Consider the following 17101-nt stretch of genomic DNA (forward strand, 5'->3'; position numbering starts at 1 on the left):
AATCCGGGGGCGGATCCGTTCACCGGTCGAACCCCGCCGCGCCACGCCCGTGCCACACTACGGACCGGCTCAATGGATGCCACTCGCGCATGATGGAACCTGCCCCGCCGCCCGACGTGACCCGCCTGCTGGCGCGCGCGCGCGCCGGCGATGGGCAGGCGATGGAGGCGGCCTATGCGGCGGTGTATGCCGAACTCAAGCGTGCCGCCCGCGCGCAGCTGCGACGCATGCACGACGCCTTCGAGACCACCGCGCTGGTGCACGAGGCCTACCTGAAACTCGGCGGTGCCCAACTGGCCGCGCAGGACCGCAACCATCTGCTGGCACTGTCGGCCCGCGCCATGCGGCAGGTGCTGGTGGACGACGCGCGCGCGCGCAAGGCGGACAAGCGCGGCGGCGGCCAGGACGCGCTGACCCTGGGCGCAGCGGCGGCGGCCGGCGAAGCCGCCGCGATCGAAGTGCTGAAGCTGGACGAACTGCTGGAGTCGCTGCACCGGCTTGACGCGCGCGCCGCGCAGATCGTCGAACTGCGCTATTTCGGCGGCTATACCGAGGGCGAAGTGGCCGCCCTGCTGGGCATCAGCGAAAGCACCCTGCGCCGCGACTGGCGGCGCGCGCGTGCCTTCCTGCTGAAGGAAACGGCATGATCGACGCCCGGGTGGCGCGGCAGCAACGCGCGATGGCGGTATTCGACGCCGTCGTCGATCTGGTGGGCGAGACGCGCGAACACCGCCTGCGCGCCCTGTGCGGCGACGATCCACTGCTGATGGAGGACGTGCGCGCAATGCTGGCGGCGGATGCCAGCGAGGACCAGCCGTTCCAGGGCAACGCCGCTGCCTGGGGCCAGGCCTTGCGCGAGCACGGCGACGCAGCACATGGCGATGGCATGCTGGGTCGCCAACTGGGCGCCTGGCGCGTGGTGGCGGTGGTCGGTCATGGCGGCATGGGCGCGGTCTACGCGGTGCAGCGCAACGACGGCGCCTATGCGCAGCTCGCCGCGCTGAAACTGATCCGCGCGGCCGCCGATTCGCCGGCCGCGCGCGAACGCTTCCTGCGCGAACGCCAGCTGCTGGCGCAGCTGCAGCACCCGAACATCGCCACCCTGCTGGACGGCGGCTTCAGCGACGAGGGCGACCCCTACTTCGTGATGGAGTATGTCGAAGGCGCACCGATCGACCGGTGGTGCGATACCCACCGCCTGGGCTTGCGCCAGCGCGTGCAGGTGTTCGCCCAGGTGCTCGACGCCGTCGCGCATGCCCATCGCCACCTGATCATCCACCGCGACCTGAAACCATCGAACCTGCTGGTCGATGGCGACGGCCGGGTGAAGCTGCTGGATTTCGGCATCGCCAAGCAACTGGACGCCGGCGATGCCACCGCCACCAGCGACCGCGCGCTGACGTTCGAATACGCTTCGCCTGAGCAGCTGCACGCCGCGCCGATCACCACCGCCACCGACATCTGGCAACTGGGCATCGTGCTGCATCGGCTGCTGAGCGGCTCGCATCCGTTCGGCCTGACCCGCGACACGCCGCTGGCGAAGCAACTGCAATTGCTGGAGCGCACGCCCGAGCCGCTGACGCGCGCCGCATCCCAAGCGAGCGTCGAGCAGGCCGCGCTGCGTGCCGAAACCGATGGTGCGGCGCTGGCGAAGGCATTGCGCGGTGGCCCGGCCGCGATCATCGAAACCTGCCTGCGCCGCGAACCCGGGGCCCGCTACGCCAGCGTGGATGCGCTGGCCGCCGACCTGCGCCGCTGGCTGGAGCACCGGCCGGTCAGCGCGGCACCCCTCGGCCCGGGCGGACGCGCGGCCCTGTGGTTGCGGCGCAACCGCTTGCTGGCGGCCGCAGCCGCGGCCGTCGCACTGGCGCTCGTCGCAGGCACCGGCGTCGCCCTGTGGCAGGCCAACGACGCGCGGCGCGAAAGCGCACGCACGCGCGAATCGCTGCAGTTCCTGTCGGATACCTTCGCAGCCGCCTCGCCCCAGCAAGCGATGGCCACTGAAGTCAGCGTGCGCCAATTGCTGGACAGCGCCCGCGCCGAACTCGACAAGCGCAAGACCACCGATCCACAGGTGAAGCAACCCGTGCAGCGCATGCTCGGCCGCCTTTATGAATCGCTCGGCGAACCAACCCTCGCCGCCGACCTGCTCGAACAGGGGCTGCGTGGCGCGGCGCCCGTCGGGCGCGAGGATGCGCTGGCGCTGGCCGGCGACCTGGACAGCTATTCCGGCGCGCTGGGGTTGCTGGAGCGTGGCAGGGAATCATTGGCCGCCGCACACCGTGCGGCCGACCTGCGCAACCGCTACGCGGCGGATGATCCCGCCCAGCAGCTGTATATCCACGATCAACTCGGCTTCGCCTACTACCGCAGCGGCGACAACGCGCGCGCCGAGCAGGAATGGATGCAGGTGCTGGCGCTGGCGCGCGGCATGGAGTCGCCCCCGCGCGATGCCGTGATCAACGCCAGCCAGCTGCTGTCGGGCATGCTGGCGTTCAACGGCGAGTTCAAGCGCTCGCTGGAGATCGCCGAGCAGGGCATGGCCTTCGCCGATCGCAGCGGCGTACCGGCAGAGGCACCGATGCGCATCAACCTGATGCGCGCGCGCGCCGAGGCCCTGCTGAAGCTGGGCGATGCCGTCAATGCGGAGCCGGTCATCCGCCAGGCCATCGCCCTGCAGCAGAAGACCACCAGTGCGCACGGCAATCACATGGCCGTGCTGCAGAACGCGTTGGCCATCGCGCTGAACGACCTGGGGCGGTTCCGCGAAGCCATGCAGGCGGTGACCGCGGCCGAAGCGATGGGCAATGCCGTCACGTCGGCACCCATCGAACGCGCCATCTCGCTGAGCAACCGCGCCAGCGTGCACGAAAGCGCCGGCGACTACGCGACGGCGGTCGATCTCGGCCGGCAGGCATTGCGTAAACTCGATGACGCAGGCCTGGCCGAGGACGATGCCGAGCGCCGGATGACCGAACGCAACTACGTGCGCAGCCTTGGCCTGTCCGGGCAGCACGATGACGCCTTCCGGCGCATGCAGGCGTTGCGCGCACGCGCACGCGCGCTGGACGGCGAGGACTCGGCGGAGTACGCACTCACCACCTGGCAACTGGTGGTGATGGCGCGCAACCGGCACGATCCCGTGCGCGGCAAGCCGCTGCTGGCGGAAGCGCGGACGCGTTGGGCCGCGCTGGTGCCGGAGGCACATCCCATCTTCGTGCATGCCTTGCGCACGCAAGCCTCGTTCGCGCGCGACACCGGCGACCTTGCCGGTGCCGAAACCACGCAGCGCAACGCCATCGCGCAACTCGAAGCCGCCAACGCATTGCCGGTCGATTTGGCAGGCGCGCGCGCAGAACTCGCCGCCATCCGGTTCGCGCAAGGCGACAAGCGCGAAGCAGGTGCATTGCTGGAACAGGCGCTGCCGGTGCTGCGCGATGCCGTGCTGCCGCAGGAAACCAGTCGCGTCAATGCCGAGTCCCTTGCCAGGCAACTCGGCGTGCGCTGACAGGCCGCGGCGGTAGCCCGGGCTACAGCATGCCGGTCAGCGCCTCCGGTTCCACGTTGAGGATTTTCCTGCTGAAGCCGGCCGCCATCGTCTTCGCCTGTGCGACCTGTGCGGCGTTGCCGGTCTGCTTGCCGTCCACGTAGAACACCAGCGGCAACCCGGCGCTGGCCAGCAGCGCGTTGTACAGCGCGGTCTTGTCCGCGTTGGAGGCCCGCACGATCTCCGACTGCGCCAGCGCGGCATTGAGCGAGGCGAACAGGTTGTCCTCGGCTGCCGCGCTGGGTTCCCGGTCAGTGGCGACGATGTACGTCGACGTCATGAAGAAGGTCACCGCGCCGGCCAGCGTGTTGTCCCAGCCCTTGCCCCGGTACTTCTGCGCGAACAGCTGTTTGCCCGCACCGGCCAGCTGCAGGATCTGCGCGCGCTCCTCCGGCGTGTTGCCCAAGCTGTCGGCGAGATTCTTCACCGACGCGTCGCCGGCGACCGGGGTGAAGCGGGTGGCCGCGACCGATGCGTTCGGCGCTGGGGTTGCGATCTGCCGTGGCGCTTTGTCCCCGGAGTATTTCGGGTACTTGGCGCATTCCGCCGGCAGGCGCCGGCCATTGCGGAGCGCGCCATCGCAGATGGCGGTCTCGATGATCTGGTGCTGGATCGAGTGGTTGACGATCGATTGCTGTGCATGTGCGGCGGGAGCGGCGAACAGCGCGGCGAGTACGAAGGCGACCATCGGCAGCGGGATCATCTTGTTGCGCATCGCTGCATCCGGGGTGGTGGTGATGTTCATGGCGTGCAGGCCTCAGCCGGCGTCAGGTTGAACGTGTCGGCGTAGCCCGCGTTCTCGTCGACCACACCACCCGCACGGGTGGCGGCTTCATTGGCCTTGACCGACAACGTGCCCGGCGCACCCGGGCCATCGGGCAGGTCGATGCGATAGGTGCCGCTGGCCTTCCAGTTCAGCCCCGGAATGTTCGGCGTGCGCACCATCCTGTAGGTGCCGTCCATGCCGCCGCTGAATTCTGTGCCGAACAACGTACCCTCCAGCACGAAGATTTTGCCGATGTCGCAGACGACCTGGTCGACCGGGTCGCCGCCACCAACGATGATGCGATACGCCTGCGGCGCAGGCGGTGCGGCCGCCATGCCTTCGCAGCGTGGCCGCTCGTCGCGTTCATCGGTGCGCGGTTCGTCGATGCATTTGCGCGCATCCACTGCTTCCGGCATCGCGATGCCTGCAGGCGCCGCGACCGGTGTCTGATCGCGCCCCGGCGAACACGCCGCCAGCGTCAACAACAGCCATGCGGCCGCGCAAGCGGACACGAACTGGCGTGTGCGCATCGGAACGCCGGATGCATGACGACGGTTCATTCGCCGCAGTCCTCGATCTTCGTCCAGGTGGCGGTGCTCGGCTTCGGTGTGGCGCAGACCGTCCGGCCGGCGGCATGTCCGCAGACCTTGTTGCTGACGAGATGCTGGGTGAGCGACTCCTCTGTTCCGCTCAACGTGTAGGTGCCGGTGGCGTCGGCGAAGCCACCCGCGCCCAGAAACTTGAACGTCCAGGTGCCGACCCGGTCGCTGCTGGGGGTATGGGTGATGCTCGCCGTGCCGCCGCAGGCGGTGACGGTGAAGGGTTTGCTCACGTCGCAGGCGCGCATGCTTTCGCGACCGCCGCCGGGACACTGGGCGAAATCAATGCGGTACGAAGGCCGCTTCTCCGTATCGAACGCCAGCGTGGCCTTGACCGTGCCGCCGGTGGGCAGGCCGTCCTTCTTCGCGCGCGGTTCCGCGAACACGGTGTACGCGGTGTTCGGGCGGGCACCGGTGCGCTTCTCCGGGGTGCTGCGCAGCTTCAGCTCCACGCAGCGCCCGGACTCCCACGGTGCCTGTTTGCCGAGTGCGCCGGTGAGCATGACCTCCGCGGTGAACCGCATGAACTGCAGCGCGGCGTCTCGCAGCTTGCCGGTATGCTCGGCGTCCTTCGGATTGAAGATGGTGAAACCACGCTGGCGCTCGACCTGGCCCGTCTGCAGGCCACCGCGGCCGGTGGTGGTGCTTTCGGTGAAGGACAGGTTGTTGCCGGAAGCGCCGGTGCCGCTCATCTCGATGCGGAATTCATCGCCGCTTCCGTCGCCCCCCTCGACCAGCCGGGCGTCGTCGTCCAGCCAGCGTTCGCGGCGATACGCGATCTTGACCGCGCCTTGCGCCGCACCGGCGGCCATCTGCGATTCGGTTTCGATGGTGACCACCAGCTTGCCTTGCGGATCGGGACAGGCATCGACGTGGATCTTGGTCTTGACCTTACCGGTCACGCCGTTCTCCTTGATGGTCTGCTCCAGCGTGGTGTTCACCCCATCCTGGGTGATGTCCACGCCCATCGCACCGTCCTGTCCCTCGAACTTCATCGGACCCTGTTCGATGGCCTGCGCCACCTGATCCTGGGTCAGCCCGCCATTGAGCATGCTGCCGGTCAGCAGGCCACCGACCATGCCGTAGCCGGCCCCCATCATCCCGGCATCCATGCCAGTGCCATCGAACGCAGCAGGCGTCATGCGCGGCACCTGCGTCTGCGCGACCACCGCAGAGCGCTCCACCGCCAGACCGAAGGCCTTCAGCGCCGCGATGGCGCGGGCCTCTCCGCCCAGCGCCTCCTCCATGCCGGTGGCCTGCATCACCTTGTAGTGCAGCCAGTACTCCAGCGCGGAGGCTTCGCGCGCGGACGGCAGGGGGCCTTCGGCCTTCAGCCGCTCCAGGCCGGCCTTCAGGTGCTGGTCCGGCGGCGGATCGGAGGAACGGGAAGGAGCATCACCGGATGAGGGCGAACAGGCGGCAAGCAGCAGGGCGAACGTGGACGCGACAAGCGGGCGACGGTGGGGCATGACGGCATTCCGGTGGGCTGTTCTCCAGTCAGCGGAAAACCAAGGCGAATCCAGTCATCCCTCCGCTCAGCCCGATGCCGGTACGGCGTCCCCTGTGGGCAGCGGCTGCCAGTGCGTCCAGTTCAACGCAGTCTGCGGACGCGTCGCCTGGATCTGCGCATACGGGATCAGCAGGTCCAGCCGGCAACTGTCGTCCGCGATGTAGCGCTGCGTCGCCGGCAGGTAGCGGACGGCTGGCGTGCCGCCCTCGAAATCCGCCGGGCGCAGGATCGTCACCCGGTCATCGCGGCGGTCCCACAGCCACGCCGCATCGTGCTTGCCGCTGACGTTGGTCAGGTAGTTCAACACCACCACCGGGTCATGGCCCGTGGCAAAGACGATATGCCCGTCGAAGCTGCGTACCCGATGGCGGTCAGGCGCCTGTCCACGACGAAAGGCCATGTTCACCGTGTATCGTTGTGCAGCCCATCCAGCGCCGCCTCCCGCCAGCGGCGGCCCTGCAGGTCCAGCTCCACCAGCCAACCGGTCTTTTCCTTCAGGTGCTCATGGGTGGGATGCGGCCGCTCTTCCCGGCGCACGTAGAGGACGCGGCCCGCATCCAGCCGATGGACCGACGCACCCATCGCACACGCGGGATGCGGCAGCTGGCAACGCAGCAGGACGGTCGCGCTCGCCAGGTCCAGCAGGAACAGGTCCATGGCACCGTCGGCTGCTTCGGTCCATGGCAAGGCGCGCAGCACCAGCAACCGATCCTCCGCCAGCAGCTGCAGCTGCATGCCGGCACCGCACGACAGGCTGGCCACATGCCGCAGCTCCCCGTGCTGCACGCACAGAACGCTGACCAGCGCGTCCTCCCCGCCACCGACCGGCGCCAGCACGTCCAGCACCGGCGCGGCGGCGTCGAACCAGGCGGCGGACGGGTCCGCGGGGCGTTCCAGGCACAGCGTGTCGCCCCATCCCGTCCGGCCACCATCCCCGTGCGCGCCGCGTGCCGCGCGCTCCACCTCCACGAAGGTGGCTGTCTGGTAGTCGGTGATCCGTATGAGCTTGATGCCATGCGCGTCCGGCGACCGGCCCCGGACCCGCGCCGGCTCCCACTCCCAATAGTGCCCGTCGGAGGTGGCATGGACGGGATGGAACGTGTGTCCCTGTTCCCGCAGTGCGAAGAAGCCGTCCGCTTCGATCTCTTGCGGCGGGAAGACATCCAGGTCCACGAGCAGGTCAAAGGCACCGCTTTCGTTCTCGAACGGCACGATCGCGTGGCGCACCGCACCGCCGCCGTGATAAAGGCCACCGTAGCCGCAGTGCCAGTCGGTGGATTCGACCAGCGTGGGCGGCTTCTTCCTGCCGGATTTCGCGGGTGCTTTCCAGGCCGGCGCGTCGGGCGCCAGGCGCTCGCAGCCGTGCGTTTGGCCGCCGTGACTGCACGCCTTTACGAACGCCTCCGCCTCGCCAGCGGCGACCGCGTGCAGCAGGTAGGCATCGCCACCGGTATCGACCGACCACAGCTGGTACCCGTGGCGGCGCAGGAAACCGGAAAGCGCCTCGAAGCAGGTCTCGCTGGATTCGTTCGCAAGCTGCAGCTGCAGCGCATCGAATGCGCCGCCACGCAGAAAATCCAGTGCGGGGTAAGCCCGCGGGAATTCACCAAGGAAGTCGCGCCCCACTGCCTTCCAGTCCAGCAAGATGCCCTGGCCAACCTCTCGATCCATCGACTGCGACTCTCGTGATTCCCTCGCGACATGCTACCAACGGCATTGCGCGCCACGTGCCCGCACTCGGCTCACAGTGCAGGCGGCACATCCGGGACGAGGGAGTGGTCATCCGCCACTCCCGCGCCTGTCCCGTCGCTACTGCGTGACCTTGATGATGCCGCACGCCACGCGCGCGCCGGCATTGCCGGCTGGCTGGCTGGCGTAGTCGTCCGCGGCGGCGTGCACGATCAGCGCACGGCCGGCGACATCGTTGACGGCACCGCCGCCGAGGGTGACGCCCTCGAGGTGCGCGTTGACGGTCGCCACGCCATCGGCGTTCGCGGCGAGGTTGTTCATGTCGCCAGCGTGATGCGCGCCGCTGCCGGTCCTGCCGTGCGCGGCGTTGAACGGATTGAAGTGCGGGCCGGCGCTGCTGGCGTCGACGGCGCCGCAGTCGCCCTTCTCGTGGATATGGAAGGCGTGCGTGCCGTTGGTCGGCAGGCCACCGATCTCACCGGTCAGGTGCAGGCCCTTGCCCATCGGCGTGAGGGTGACGCTGCCGCTGACCAGACTGCCGGAGGCCGAGGCCAGCACGGCGACCGCCTGCTTGGCGGTGCTGGTGGTCGGAACGACGGTCGTTGCGGCCGATGGTGGCGATGACGAAGACGGCGTGGTGCCGCAGGCGGCGAGCGCGAGGGCGGACGCGGCGGCCAGCAAGGCGATGCGCATGGAAAGCTCCGGGAGCAGGGTATGGCCCGCTAACGTAACCATCGATACCTTCATGTGCAATGAAAGCGATGGCGCCTCAGCCTCGCTTGCGGCCCGGCCCCAACTTGCGTGTCACCGTGTTGCGGCCGACGCCCAGCTTGGCGGCGGCTTCGGCGCGGCGTCCGTGGGTCATTTCCAGCGCCACCTCGAGCAGCGTGCGGTCCAGCCGTTCGCGCGCTTCGGCGTGCAGCGACTCCGCGCCCTCCAGCAGGCGGCGGCGCGCCCATTCGCCAAGGGCATGGTCCCATTCGCCGCGTCCACCGGCGATCGGTGCGTGCGACAGCGCGCCCTGCAGGTCGGTGGTGTTGATGACATCGGCCGGCGCCAGCGCGGCCAATCGCCAGCAGACGTTTTCCAGCTCGCGCACGTTGCCGGGCCAGTCGTGGGCCTGCAACAGGTCCAGCGCTGGATTGCTGAAGCGCTTCGGCGCGATGTCCAGCTTGCGCGTGGCCATCGCCAGGAAATTGTCCGCCAGTTGCGGCACGTCGGCGCGCCGCTCACGCAACGGCGGCAGCTGCAACCGCACCACGTTGAGCCGGTGCAGCAGGTCGGCGCGGAAACGGCCCTCGGCGACCAGCCCATCGAGGTCCTGGTGCGTGGCGGCGATCACGCGCACGTCGACGCGGATCAGTTCGCGGCCACCGACGCGGAAGAACTCGCCTTCCGCCAATACCCGCAACAGGCGCGTCTGCAACGGCAACGGCATGTCGCCGATCTCGTCGAGGAACAGCGTGCCGCCGTCGGCCTGTTCGAAGCGGCCGATGTGGCGCTTCTGCGCGCCGGTGAACGCACCGGCCTCGTGGCCGAACAGCTCGCTCTCCAGCAGCTCGGACGGAATGGCGGCCGTGTTCAGCGCGACGAACGGTTTGCGCGAGCGCGGTGATTCGTGGTGCAGCGCATGTGCCACCAGTTCCTTGCCGGTGCCGGTCTCGCCGGTGATCAGCACCGACAGCGGCGCCTGCGCCAACCGTCCGATGGCACGGAACAGCGCGCGCATCGCCGGCGTGTCGCCGATCAGCTGTGGCGTGGCGGCGGCCGGCGCATCGCCGTCCTGTGCCGCATCGGCTGCCTCTTCGGCATCCGGCAACGTGCGCGCGGCCAACGCGACTGCGTCGTCGAGGTCGAACGGTTTCGACAGGAATTCATGCGCGCCGCCGCGGAACGCACCGGCGGTGCTGGCGACATCGGTGTACGCCGACATCACGATGACCGGCAACTGCGGGTGCGTGGACTTCAGCTTGTCGAGCAGCACCAGACCGTCGTCGCCGGGCATGCGGACGTCGGTGAACAGCAGGTCGGGCGCGCCCCGCGCGCCGAGTGCGTTGAGCGCGGCGGCGGCGCTGTCGAAGCCATCCACCGTGTAGCCCGCATCGCGCAGCGCGGTGGCGAGCACGAAGCGGACCGAGCGGTCGTCGTCGACCACCCAGATGCGGCGTGCGTCGGTGGAAGTGGCAGCCAGGCGATCAATGGACATGACGTTCCTCGTCGGTGTCGTGCAACGATTGCGGCAGCAGCAGGGTGAAGACCGTATGGCCGGGGCGCGAGCGGTAGGTCAGCGACCCCCGGTGTTCGCGTGCCACCTGCTGCGACAGCGCCAGGCCCAGGCCGCTGCCTTCGGCGCGGCCGCTGACCAGCGGCAGGAACAGGTGCTCGGCGAGCGCTTCGGGCACGCCGCGGCCGTCGTCGACGATCTCCACCCGCAGCGCCATCGTGTGCAGGTGGTCGTGGATGCGCGACCCGTGTTCGACACGGGTGCGCAGGATGATGTTGGCCGCACCCGCCTGCAGGGCGTTGCGGACCAGGTTCCAGACCGCCTGGGTCAGGCGGTCGGCGTCGCCGGACAGTTCCGGCAGGCTGGGGTCGTAGTCGCGCTGCAGGCGCACCGACCAGCCACCCTCGTTCTCGGCCAGGCGCAGCACGCGTTCCAGCACGGTGTGGATGTTCAACGGCGCGTGTGGCCGCTGGGGCGAGGGCGACAGCAGTTGCTCCAGCAGGGTGTTGAGGCGGTTGATCTCGGACTCGATCAGTTCGATCAGCTCGCGCTCGTCGTCGTTGTCGTTGCGGTGTGCCGCTCGCCGCGCCAGCAGCTGGGCGGCGCCTTTCAGGCCGGCCAGCGGATTGCGCAGCTCGTGCGCCAGTCCCTTCAGGGCCGCGCTCAAGGCATTCGGCAACACGTGGGTGGGATCCAGCGCGGGAAACTCGTCGACCGGATGCGCTTCCAGCAGCCAGCCGCCGCCCTCCAGCCGCGACAGCCAGCCTTCGGCGAAGCAGGGCGACTCGCCCGGCATGCCCAGCGCCATGCGGTGCAGGCGCAGGACGTCGCGATCGGTGTTTTCAAGGAAGCGCGCCATGGCGTCGCCTTCGATCTCCAGGGCCGCCAGTGGTTGGGCCAGCAGGCGGCGGGTACTGACGCCCAGCCAGCGGGCGAAGGCAGGGTTCACGCCGCGGATCAGGCCGGCGGCATCCGCCCAGGCCACCGGCGTGCTCAGCGCGTCGGTGGTGGGCTCGAAACGCATAGGGGACGGGGCCGGGGACGACATTGCACCAGTTTAGTGCAAAGCCGTCCCCGGTAATCCATCAGGCCTCGTAGGCCGATTCGCCGTGCGAGACGATGTCCAGGCCCTCGCGCTCGGCGTCCTCGGTCACGCGCAGGCCGAACACGACCTTGGCGATCAGGAAGGCGACCACCGAGACCACGCCGATCCAGACGATGGTCAGGCCCACACCGGTCGCCTGCTTGATGACCTGCGCCACCCAGTCGAAGTCCTCGGCACCCGGACCACCCAGGCCCGGCGCATGGAACACGCCGGTCAGGATCGCGCCGATGATGCCGCCGACCGCGTGCACGCCGAACACGTCCGCGGTGTCGTCGACCTTCAGCAGGCGCTTCAGACCGGTGACGCCCCACACGCAGACCACGCCGGCGATGAAGCCGATGGCCACGGCGCCGAACGGACCCACCAGGCCGGCGGCCGGGGTGATGCCGACCAGGCCGGCCACCGCACCCGAAGCCACGCCCAGTGCGGACGACTTGCCCTTGAAGATCTTCTCGGTCAATGCCCAGGCGATGACGGCGGCAGCGGTGGCGACCAGCGTGTTGATGAAGGCCAGTGCCGCGCCTGCATTGGCTTCCAGGTTGGAACCGGCATTGAAGCCGAACCAGCCCACCCACAGCAGCGAGGCGCCGACGTAGGTCAGGGTGACGTTGTGCGGCTTCAGCGCGGTCTGGCCGTAGCCCAGGCGCTTGCCGACGAAGTACGCGCCGATCAGGCCGGCCACGCCCGCGTTGATGTGCACCACGGTGCCGCCGGCGAAATCCAGCGCGCCCAGTTCGAACAGATAGCCGCCGGTGGCCCACACGATGTGCGCGATCGGCAGGTAGCCGAAGGTGAACCAGATCACCGAGAACAGGATGACCGCGGCGAACTTCATGCGCTCGGCGAACGCACCGACGATCAGCGCGCCGGTGATGCCCGCGAACGTCGACTGGAACGCGACGAACACGTACTCCGGCAGACTGACGCCATCGGTGAACGTGGCCGCCAGCGTTTCCGGCGTCACGCCCTTCAGGAACAGCTTGTCGAGGTTGCCGATCCACTGGCCTTCGCCCGAGAACGCGAGGCTGTAGCCGTAGACGATCCACAGCACCACCAGCAGCGAGAACACGGTGATGACCTGCACCAGCACGGACAGCACGTTCTTCGAACGCACCATGCCGCCGTAGAACAGCGCCAGGCCCGGCACCACCATCAGCAGCACCAGCAGCGTGGACGTCAGCATCCACGCCACGTCGCCCTTCTCCACCACCGGTTCGGCAGCGGCTTCTTCAGCGGGCGCCGCTTCCGGCGCGGGCGCTTCGGTGACCGTCTCGGTGACGACCTCTGTGACCACGTCCGCCGCGGGTGCGGCTTCGGCGGTCGCTTCGGCCGCCGGCGGCGGCGTGGTGTCCTGCGCGATGGCGGTCGCCACCACGCCCATCGTCATCACGCCGCACAACGCGGCCAGGAGTAGCACTTGCGCACGGGTCTTCCACCCGGACAACAGTCGAGTCTTCATGTGGGGGCTCCGAGTGTTAGAGCGCGTCCGCGCCGACTTCGCCGGTGCGGATGCGGATGACCTGGTCGATGGTGGTGACGAAGATCTTGCCGTCGCCGATCTTGCCGGTGCCGGCCGCCTGCTGGATGGCCTCGATGACGGCCTCCAGTCGCTCGTCGGTCACGACGGTTTCGATCTTGATCTTGGGCAGGAAATCGACGACGTACTCGGCGCCGCGGTACAGCTCGGTGTGGCCCTTCTGCCGGCCGAAGCCTTTCACTTCGGTCACGGTGATGCCGGACACGCCCGCTTGCGACAAGGACTCTCGGACCTCGTCGAGCTTGAACGGCCGGATGATGGCGGTGATCAGTTTCATGCGCATACCCCGATGGTGGATGGAACCGGCCGACCGGAGCCGGCCGGCGGTTTCAGGTCACCGGTGCGCGCAACCCCCTGGCCGCGTGCACGTGATCGGTGCGGAGCGATGCATGAACCGCCTCCGTGCCTGCCGCGATCGTCTGCGGCAGGAGCGGATGACGTGGGAGGGAGCTGCGGTTCATGGACCTCTCCTGTGTTTCCCCAGTTACAACGTTGGTGCGATCTCCAGGAATCGAAGACGGGTGGTGCCCCGGTTCCCCAACCGGTCGAAGGCATCGCGAGGCGATGTCTTCAATAAGGTGCGGCGATGGCGACGGGTGGGAGGGGAGATCCGTCGCCATCGCCGCGATAACTCAGTGCACGCCCGCTGCACCGTGGAGGACCAGCATGCGGCCCTCCACGTGCATCGCGATGTGCGCGTACGCCGGCATCAGCTGGCGTAGTACAGCTGGTATTCGAGCGGGTGCGTGGCCGCGCGGAACTTGGTCACTTCCTGCATCTTCAGCGCGATGTACGCGTCGATGAAGTCGTCCGACATCACGCCGCCGGCCTTGAGGAAGTCGCGGTCCTTGTCCAGCGCGTCCAGCGCCTGGTCCAGGCTGGAGCAGACCTGCGGGATGTTCTTCTCTTCTTCCGGCGGCAGGTCGTACAGGTCCTTGTCGCTCGGCGCGCCCGGGTCGATCTGGTTCTTGATGCCGTCCAGGCCGGCCATCATCAGCGCGGTGAAGGTCAGGTAGCCGGACTGCAGCGGATCGGGGAAGCGGATCTCGATGCGGCGCGCCTTCGGATTGGCGACCCACGGAATGCGGCACGAAGCGGAGCGGTTGCGCGCCGAGTAGGCCAGCATCACCGGTGCTTCGAAGCCCGGCACCAGGCGCTTGTAGCTGTTGGTGCCCGAGTTGGCGAACGCGTTGATCGCCTTGGCGTGCTTGAAGATGCCGCCGATGTACCACAGCGCCATCTGCGACAGGCCGCCGTAGCCGTCGCCGGAGAACAGGTTCTGCCCGCCCTTGGCCAGCGACTGGTGCACGTGCATGCCGCTGCCGTTGTCGCCGACGATCGGCTTGGGCATGAAGGTGACGGTCTTGCCGTTGCGGTGGGCGACGTTGCGCACCACGTACTTCATGCGCTGCAGCTCGTCGGCCTTCTGCACCAGCGTGTTGAACTTGGCGCCGATCTCGCACTGGCCGGCGGTGGCGACTTCGTGGTGGTGCACTTCGACCTCGATGCCGACCTGTTCCAGCGTCTTGCACATCTCGGCGCGCAGGTCGTGCAGCGAGTCGGTCGGCGGCACCGGGAAGTAACCACCCTTGATGCCCGGACGATAGCCGCTGTTGGCGCCGTCGTAGCTCTTGCCGCTGTTCCAGGCGCCTTCCTCGGAATTGATCTTGAAGAAGGTGTTGCCCATGTCGTTGGCGAACTGCACGGAATCGAAGATGAAGAACTCGGGTTCCGGACCGAAGAACGCCACGTCGGCGACGCCGCTGGCCTTCAGGTGGGCTTCGGCGCGCTTGGCGATGCCGCGCGGATCGCGCGTGTAGCCCTGCATGGTGGCGGGATCGAGGATGTCGCAGACCAGCACCAGGGTCGGATCGGCATAGAACGGATCCAGATACGCCGTGCTCGGGTCGGGCAGCAGCACCATGTCGGACTCGTTGATGCCCTTCCAGCCCGAGATCGAAGAGCCATCGAACATCTTGCCGTCTTCGAACAGCGAGGCGTCCACGATGCTGACGGGGAAGGTGACGTGCTGCTCGACACCACGCATGTCGACGAAGCGCAGGTCGACGAACTCGACCTTGTGCTCCTTGATCAGCTTCTCGACGTTGTCCAGGGACATCTTGGAACCTCGGGTTGGATGAAGGGTTGAGCCTGACTAGAGCAATCGCCGTGCCAACCTTTCACCGCCTCCAACCCATTGATTTTCAATAGCCCTCGTCACGCCGCGCTCACAGCAAGGCACCCGATTGGCGCATTCATCCGGCCGTGAGCACCATTACGGTGCATTCGGCTTTCCTCTATCCTTGCGCCTCTCCGTCGCCCCTCACGCGAGCCCCATGACCGACCTGCTCGCCGCGCTGCTGCTCGGCATCCTCGAAGGCCTGACCGAATTCCTGCCGGTGTCCAGCACCGGACACCTGCTGATCGCGCAACACTGGCTGGGCGAGCGCTCGGACTTCTTCAACATCGTCATCCAGGCGGGCGCGATCCTCGCGACCACACTGGTGTTCCGCCGCCGGATCTGGGAACTGGCCACCGGCTGCTGGCGCGATGCCGAGGCGCGCGACTATTCGATGAAACTGGCCGCCGCCTTCCTGGTGACCGCGCTGGTCGGCCTGCCGGTGCGACTGGCCGGCTGGGAGTTGCCGGAGACCGTCACGCCGATCGCCTGGGCACTGATCCTCGGTGGCGTCTGGATGCTGATCGCCGAGCACTTCGCAGAAAAACGCGGCGACGTCGCCACGATCACGTGGAAGGTCGCGATCCTGGTGGGTCTGGCGCAGGTGGTGGCCGGCGTGTTCCCCGGCACCTCGCGCTCGGCCGCGGCGATCTTCATGGCCATGCTGGCCGGTACCAGCCGGCGCTCGTCGGCCGCGGAGTTCGTGTTCCTCCTCGGCATCCCCACCATGTTCGCGGCCAGCGGCTACGCGTTCCTGGAACTGGTCAAGGATGACGCGCTGGGCACCGAGAACTGGGGCGAGGTCGCGCTGGCGTTCGCCGCCGCCACCGTCACCGGCTTCATGGTGGTGAAGTGGCTGCTCGGCTTCATCAAGGCGCACCGCTTCACCGGCTTCGCCGTCTACCGCATCGTGTTGGGCGCGCTGCTGCTGTTGCTGATGCCGGCAGGCGCCTGAGCCGGGCGGGCGCTTCACCCCGATCCAACCCGTCATGCGTTCGGATAGTCCACCTTCGGGAGACATCACCATGAAACGACTGCTGCTGCTTGCCCTGCCACTGGCCCTGATTGCCTGCACGAAGCCCGCCGAGCCAGACTCTCCACCCGACGTGACGCCCGCAGCAGCGGTACCTGCGGTCGCACCAAGCATGGCGGATGCGGCGCTGCTGCCGAAGTACCACTGGCGACTCAGCGAGGCGACCGATGCGCAGGGCCAGCGCATCGCGGCACTGTTCGCGCGCGCCGATCAACCGGTGCAACTGGATTTCCGCGACGGTCGCGTCGGCGTGTCCAATACCTGCAACCGCATGGGCGGCACGTATACCGCCTCCGACAGTTCACTGACGGCCGGGCGCCTGGCCGCCACGCAGATGGCCTGTGGCGACAGCGCCGTCATGGCATTGGACCAGGAAGTCGGCAAGCGCCTGGAAGGCACGCTGAAGATGGCGACCACCACTGGCGAGCCGCCCACGCTGACGCTGACCACCGCCACCGGCGACGTGCTCGCCTTCGCCGGCGAACCCACCGCGGAAACCCGCTACGGCGGTGCCGGCGAGCGCGTGTTCCTGGAGGTCGCGTCCGAGACCAAGCCCTGCAGCCACCCGCTAATCCCCGACAAGCAGTGCCTGCAGGTGCGCGAGATCCAGTACGACGACAAGGGCCTGAAGGTCGGCACGCCCGGCGAGTTCCAGCATTTCTACGACAGCATCGAGGGCTACACGCAGGAGCCCGGCATCCGCAACGTGCTGCGCGTGGATCGCTACACGGTGAAGAACCCGCCGGCCGATGCCTCCTCGAAGGCCTACGTGCTGGACATGGTGGTGGAGTCGGCCAGCGAGAAGAAGTGACGCCTCTGCAACCGATGCGCGTCGTGCCCGCATGACGCGCATCGGTGCTGGGGACCAGACGCTATAGTGGCGCGTCACCGGCATCGACGCGTACCTGATGA

The 17101-nt window shown here is 68.2% G+C and carries 15 protein-coding genes; 4 read left to right on the forward strand and 11 right to left on the reverse strand.

Translation table 11 applies throughout. The features are described from left to right. The first annotated feature begins 89 nt into the window (after positions 1-89). Together AX730_RS15780 and AX730_RS15785 are read left to right on the forward strand one after the other, a co-directional pair. Entirely contained in the window at positions 90-647 is a 558-nt protein-coding gene (locus AX730_RS15780; protein WP_062358132.1) for an ECF-type sigma factor, read from the forward strand. Continuing rightward, positions 644-3508, forward strand: coding sequence for a serine/threonine-protein kinase (locus AX730_RS15785; protein ID WP_062358133.1), 2865 nt, complete (start codon positions 644-646; stop codon positions 3506-3508). The genes AX730_RS15780 and AX730_RS15785 overlap by 4 nt, the downstream gene beginning before the upstream one ends. 22 nt (positions 3509-3530) lie before the next feature. Here the strand turns inward: AX730_RS15785 and AX730_RS15790 are convergent, their stop codons facing one another. The 11 genes from AX730_RS15790 to glnA form a co-directional block, all read right to left on the reverse strand. Then, a complete protein-coding gene (locus AX730_RS15790) occupies positions 3531-4292 on the reverse strand; it encodes a DUF6683 family protein (protein ID WP_062358135.1) in 762 nt (253 codons plus the stop codon). Beyond that, positions 4289-4843 (reverse strand): hypothetical protein, encoded by a 555-nt coding sequence (locus AX730_RS15795; RefSeq protein ID WP_062358137.1) that lies wholly within the window; start codon positions 4841-4843, stop codon positions 4289-4291. Before AX730_RS15795 ends, AX730_RS15790 begins: the two co-directional genes overlap by 4 nt. A gap of 26 nt (positions 4844-4869) precedes the next feature. Beyond that, the gene (locus AX730_RS15800) at positions 4870-6381 is read right to left on the reverse strand and encodes a hypothetical protein (RefSeq protein ID WP_062358138.1); all 1512 of its coding nucleotides are present in this window, start codon (positions 6379-6381) and stop codon (positions 4870-4872) included. 66 nt (positions 6382-6447) lie between these two features. Further along, complete coding sequence (locus AX730_RS15805; RefSeq protein ID WP_062358140.1) at positions 6448-6822, reverse strand: hypothetical protein; 375 nt, start codon at positions 6820-6822, stop codon at positions 6448-6450. A gap of 2 nt (positions 6823-6824) precedes the next feature. Beyond that, entirely contained in the window at positions 6825-8093 is a 1269-nt protein-coding gene (locus AX730_RS15810; protein WP_062358142.1) for a DUF6630 family protein, read from the reverse strand. Between the two features lie 138 nt (positions 8094-8231). Further along, positions 8232-8804 (reverse strand): superoxide dismutase family protein, encoded by a 573-nt coding sequence (locus tag AX730_RS15815; RefSeq protein ID WP_062358144.1) that lies wholly within the window; start codon positions 8802-8804, stop codon positions 8232-8234. Positions 8805-8880: 76 nt separating this feature from the next. Beyond that, positions 8881-10317 carry a nitrogen regulation protein NR(I) gene (gene ntrC / locus AX730_RS15820; RefSeq protein WP_062358145.1) on the reverse strand — a complete coding sequence of 479 codons (1437 nt, stop codon included), beginning with the start codon at positions 10315-10317 and terminating at the stop codon, positions 8881-8883. Beyond that, entirely contained in the window at positions 10307-11359 is a 1053-nt protein-coding gene (locus AX730_RS15825; RefSeq protein ID WP_157074299.1) for a two-component system sensor histidine kinase NtrB, read from the reverse strand. The genes ntrC and AX730_RS15825 overlap by 11 nt, the downstream gene beginning before the upstream one ends. Before the next feature lie 61 nt (positions 11360-11420). Next, entirely contained in the window at positions 11421-12899 is a 1479-nt protein-coding gene (locus tag AX730_RS15830) for an ammonium transporter (RefSeq protein WP_062358149.1), read from the reverse strand. A gap of 16 nt (positions 12900-12915) precedes the next feature. After that, on the reverse strand, positions 12916-13254 hold the full coding sequence (locus AX730_RS15835; protein WP_055941078.1) for a P-II family nitrogen regulator: 339 nt from the start codon (positions 13252-13254) through the stop codon (positions 12916-12918). 432 nt (positions 13255-13686) lie between these two features. Further along, positions 13687-15096, reverse strand: a complete 1410-nt coding sequence (gene glnA, locus AX730_RS15840; RefSeq protein ID WP_062358150.1) for a type I glutamate--ammonia ligase — start codon at positions 15094-15096, stop codon at positions 13687-13689. A gap of 217 nt (positions 15097-15313) precedes the next feature. On the opposite strand from glnA, the gene AX730_RS15845 reads away from it, so the two are divergent. Both AX730_RS15845 and AX730_RS15850 read left to right on the forward strand, forming a co-directional pair. Further along, entirely contained in the window at positions 15314-16111 is a 798-nt protein-coding gene (locus AX730_RS15845) for an undecaprenyl-diphosphate phosphatase (RefSeq protein WP_062358152.1), read from the forward strand. Between the two features lie 70 nt (positions 16112-16181). After that, the gene (locus tag AX730_RS15850; protein WP_062358154.1) at positions 16182-17000 is read left to right on the forward strand and encodes an META and DUF4377 domain-containing protein; all 819 of its coding nucleotides are present in this window, start codon (positions 16182-16184) and stop codon (positions 16998-17000) included. The last annotated feature ends 101 nt before the right edge of the window (positions 17001-17101 follow it).

Origin of the sequence: Pseudoxanthomonas mexicana (genome assembly GCF_001556105.1) — a bacterium.
In the GTDB taxonomy this organism is placed as follows: domain Bacteria; phylum Pseudomonadota; class Gammaproteobacteria; order Xanthomonadales; family Xanthomonadaceae; genus Pseudoxanthomonas_A; species Pseudoxanthomonas_A mexicana_A.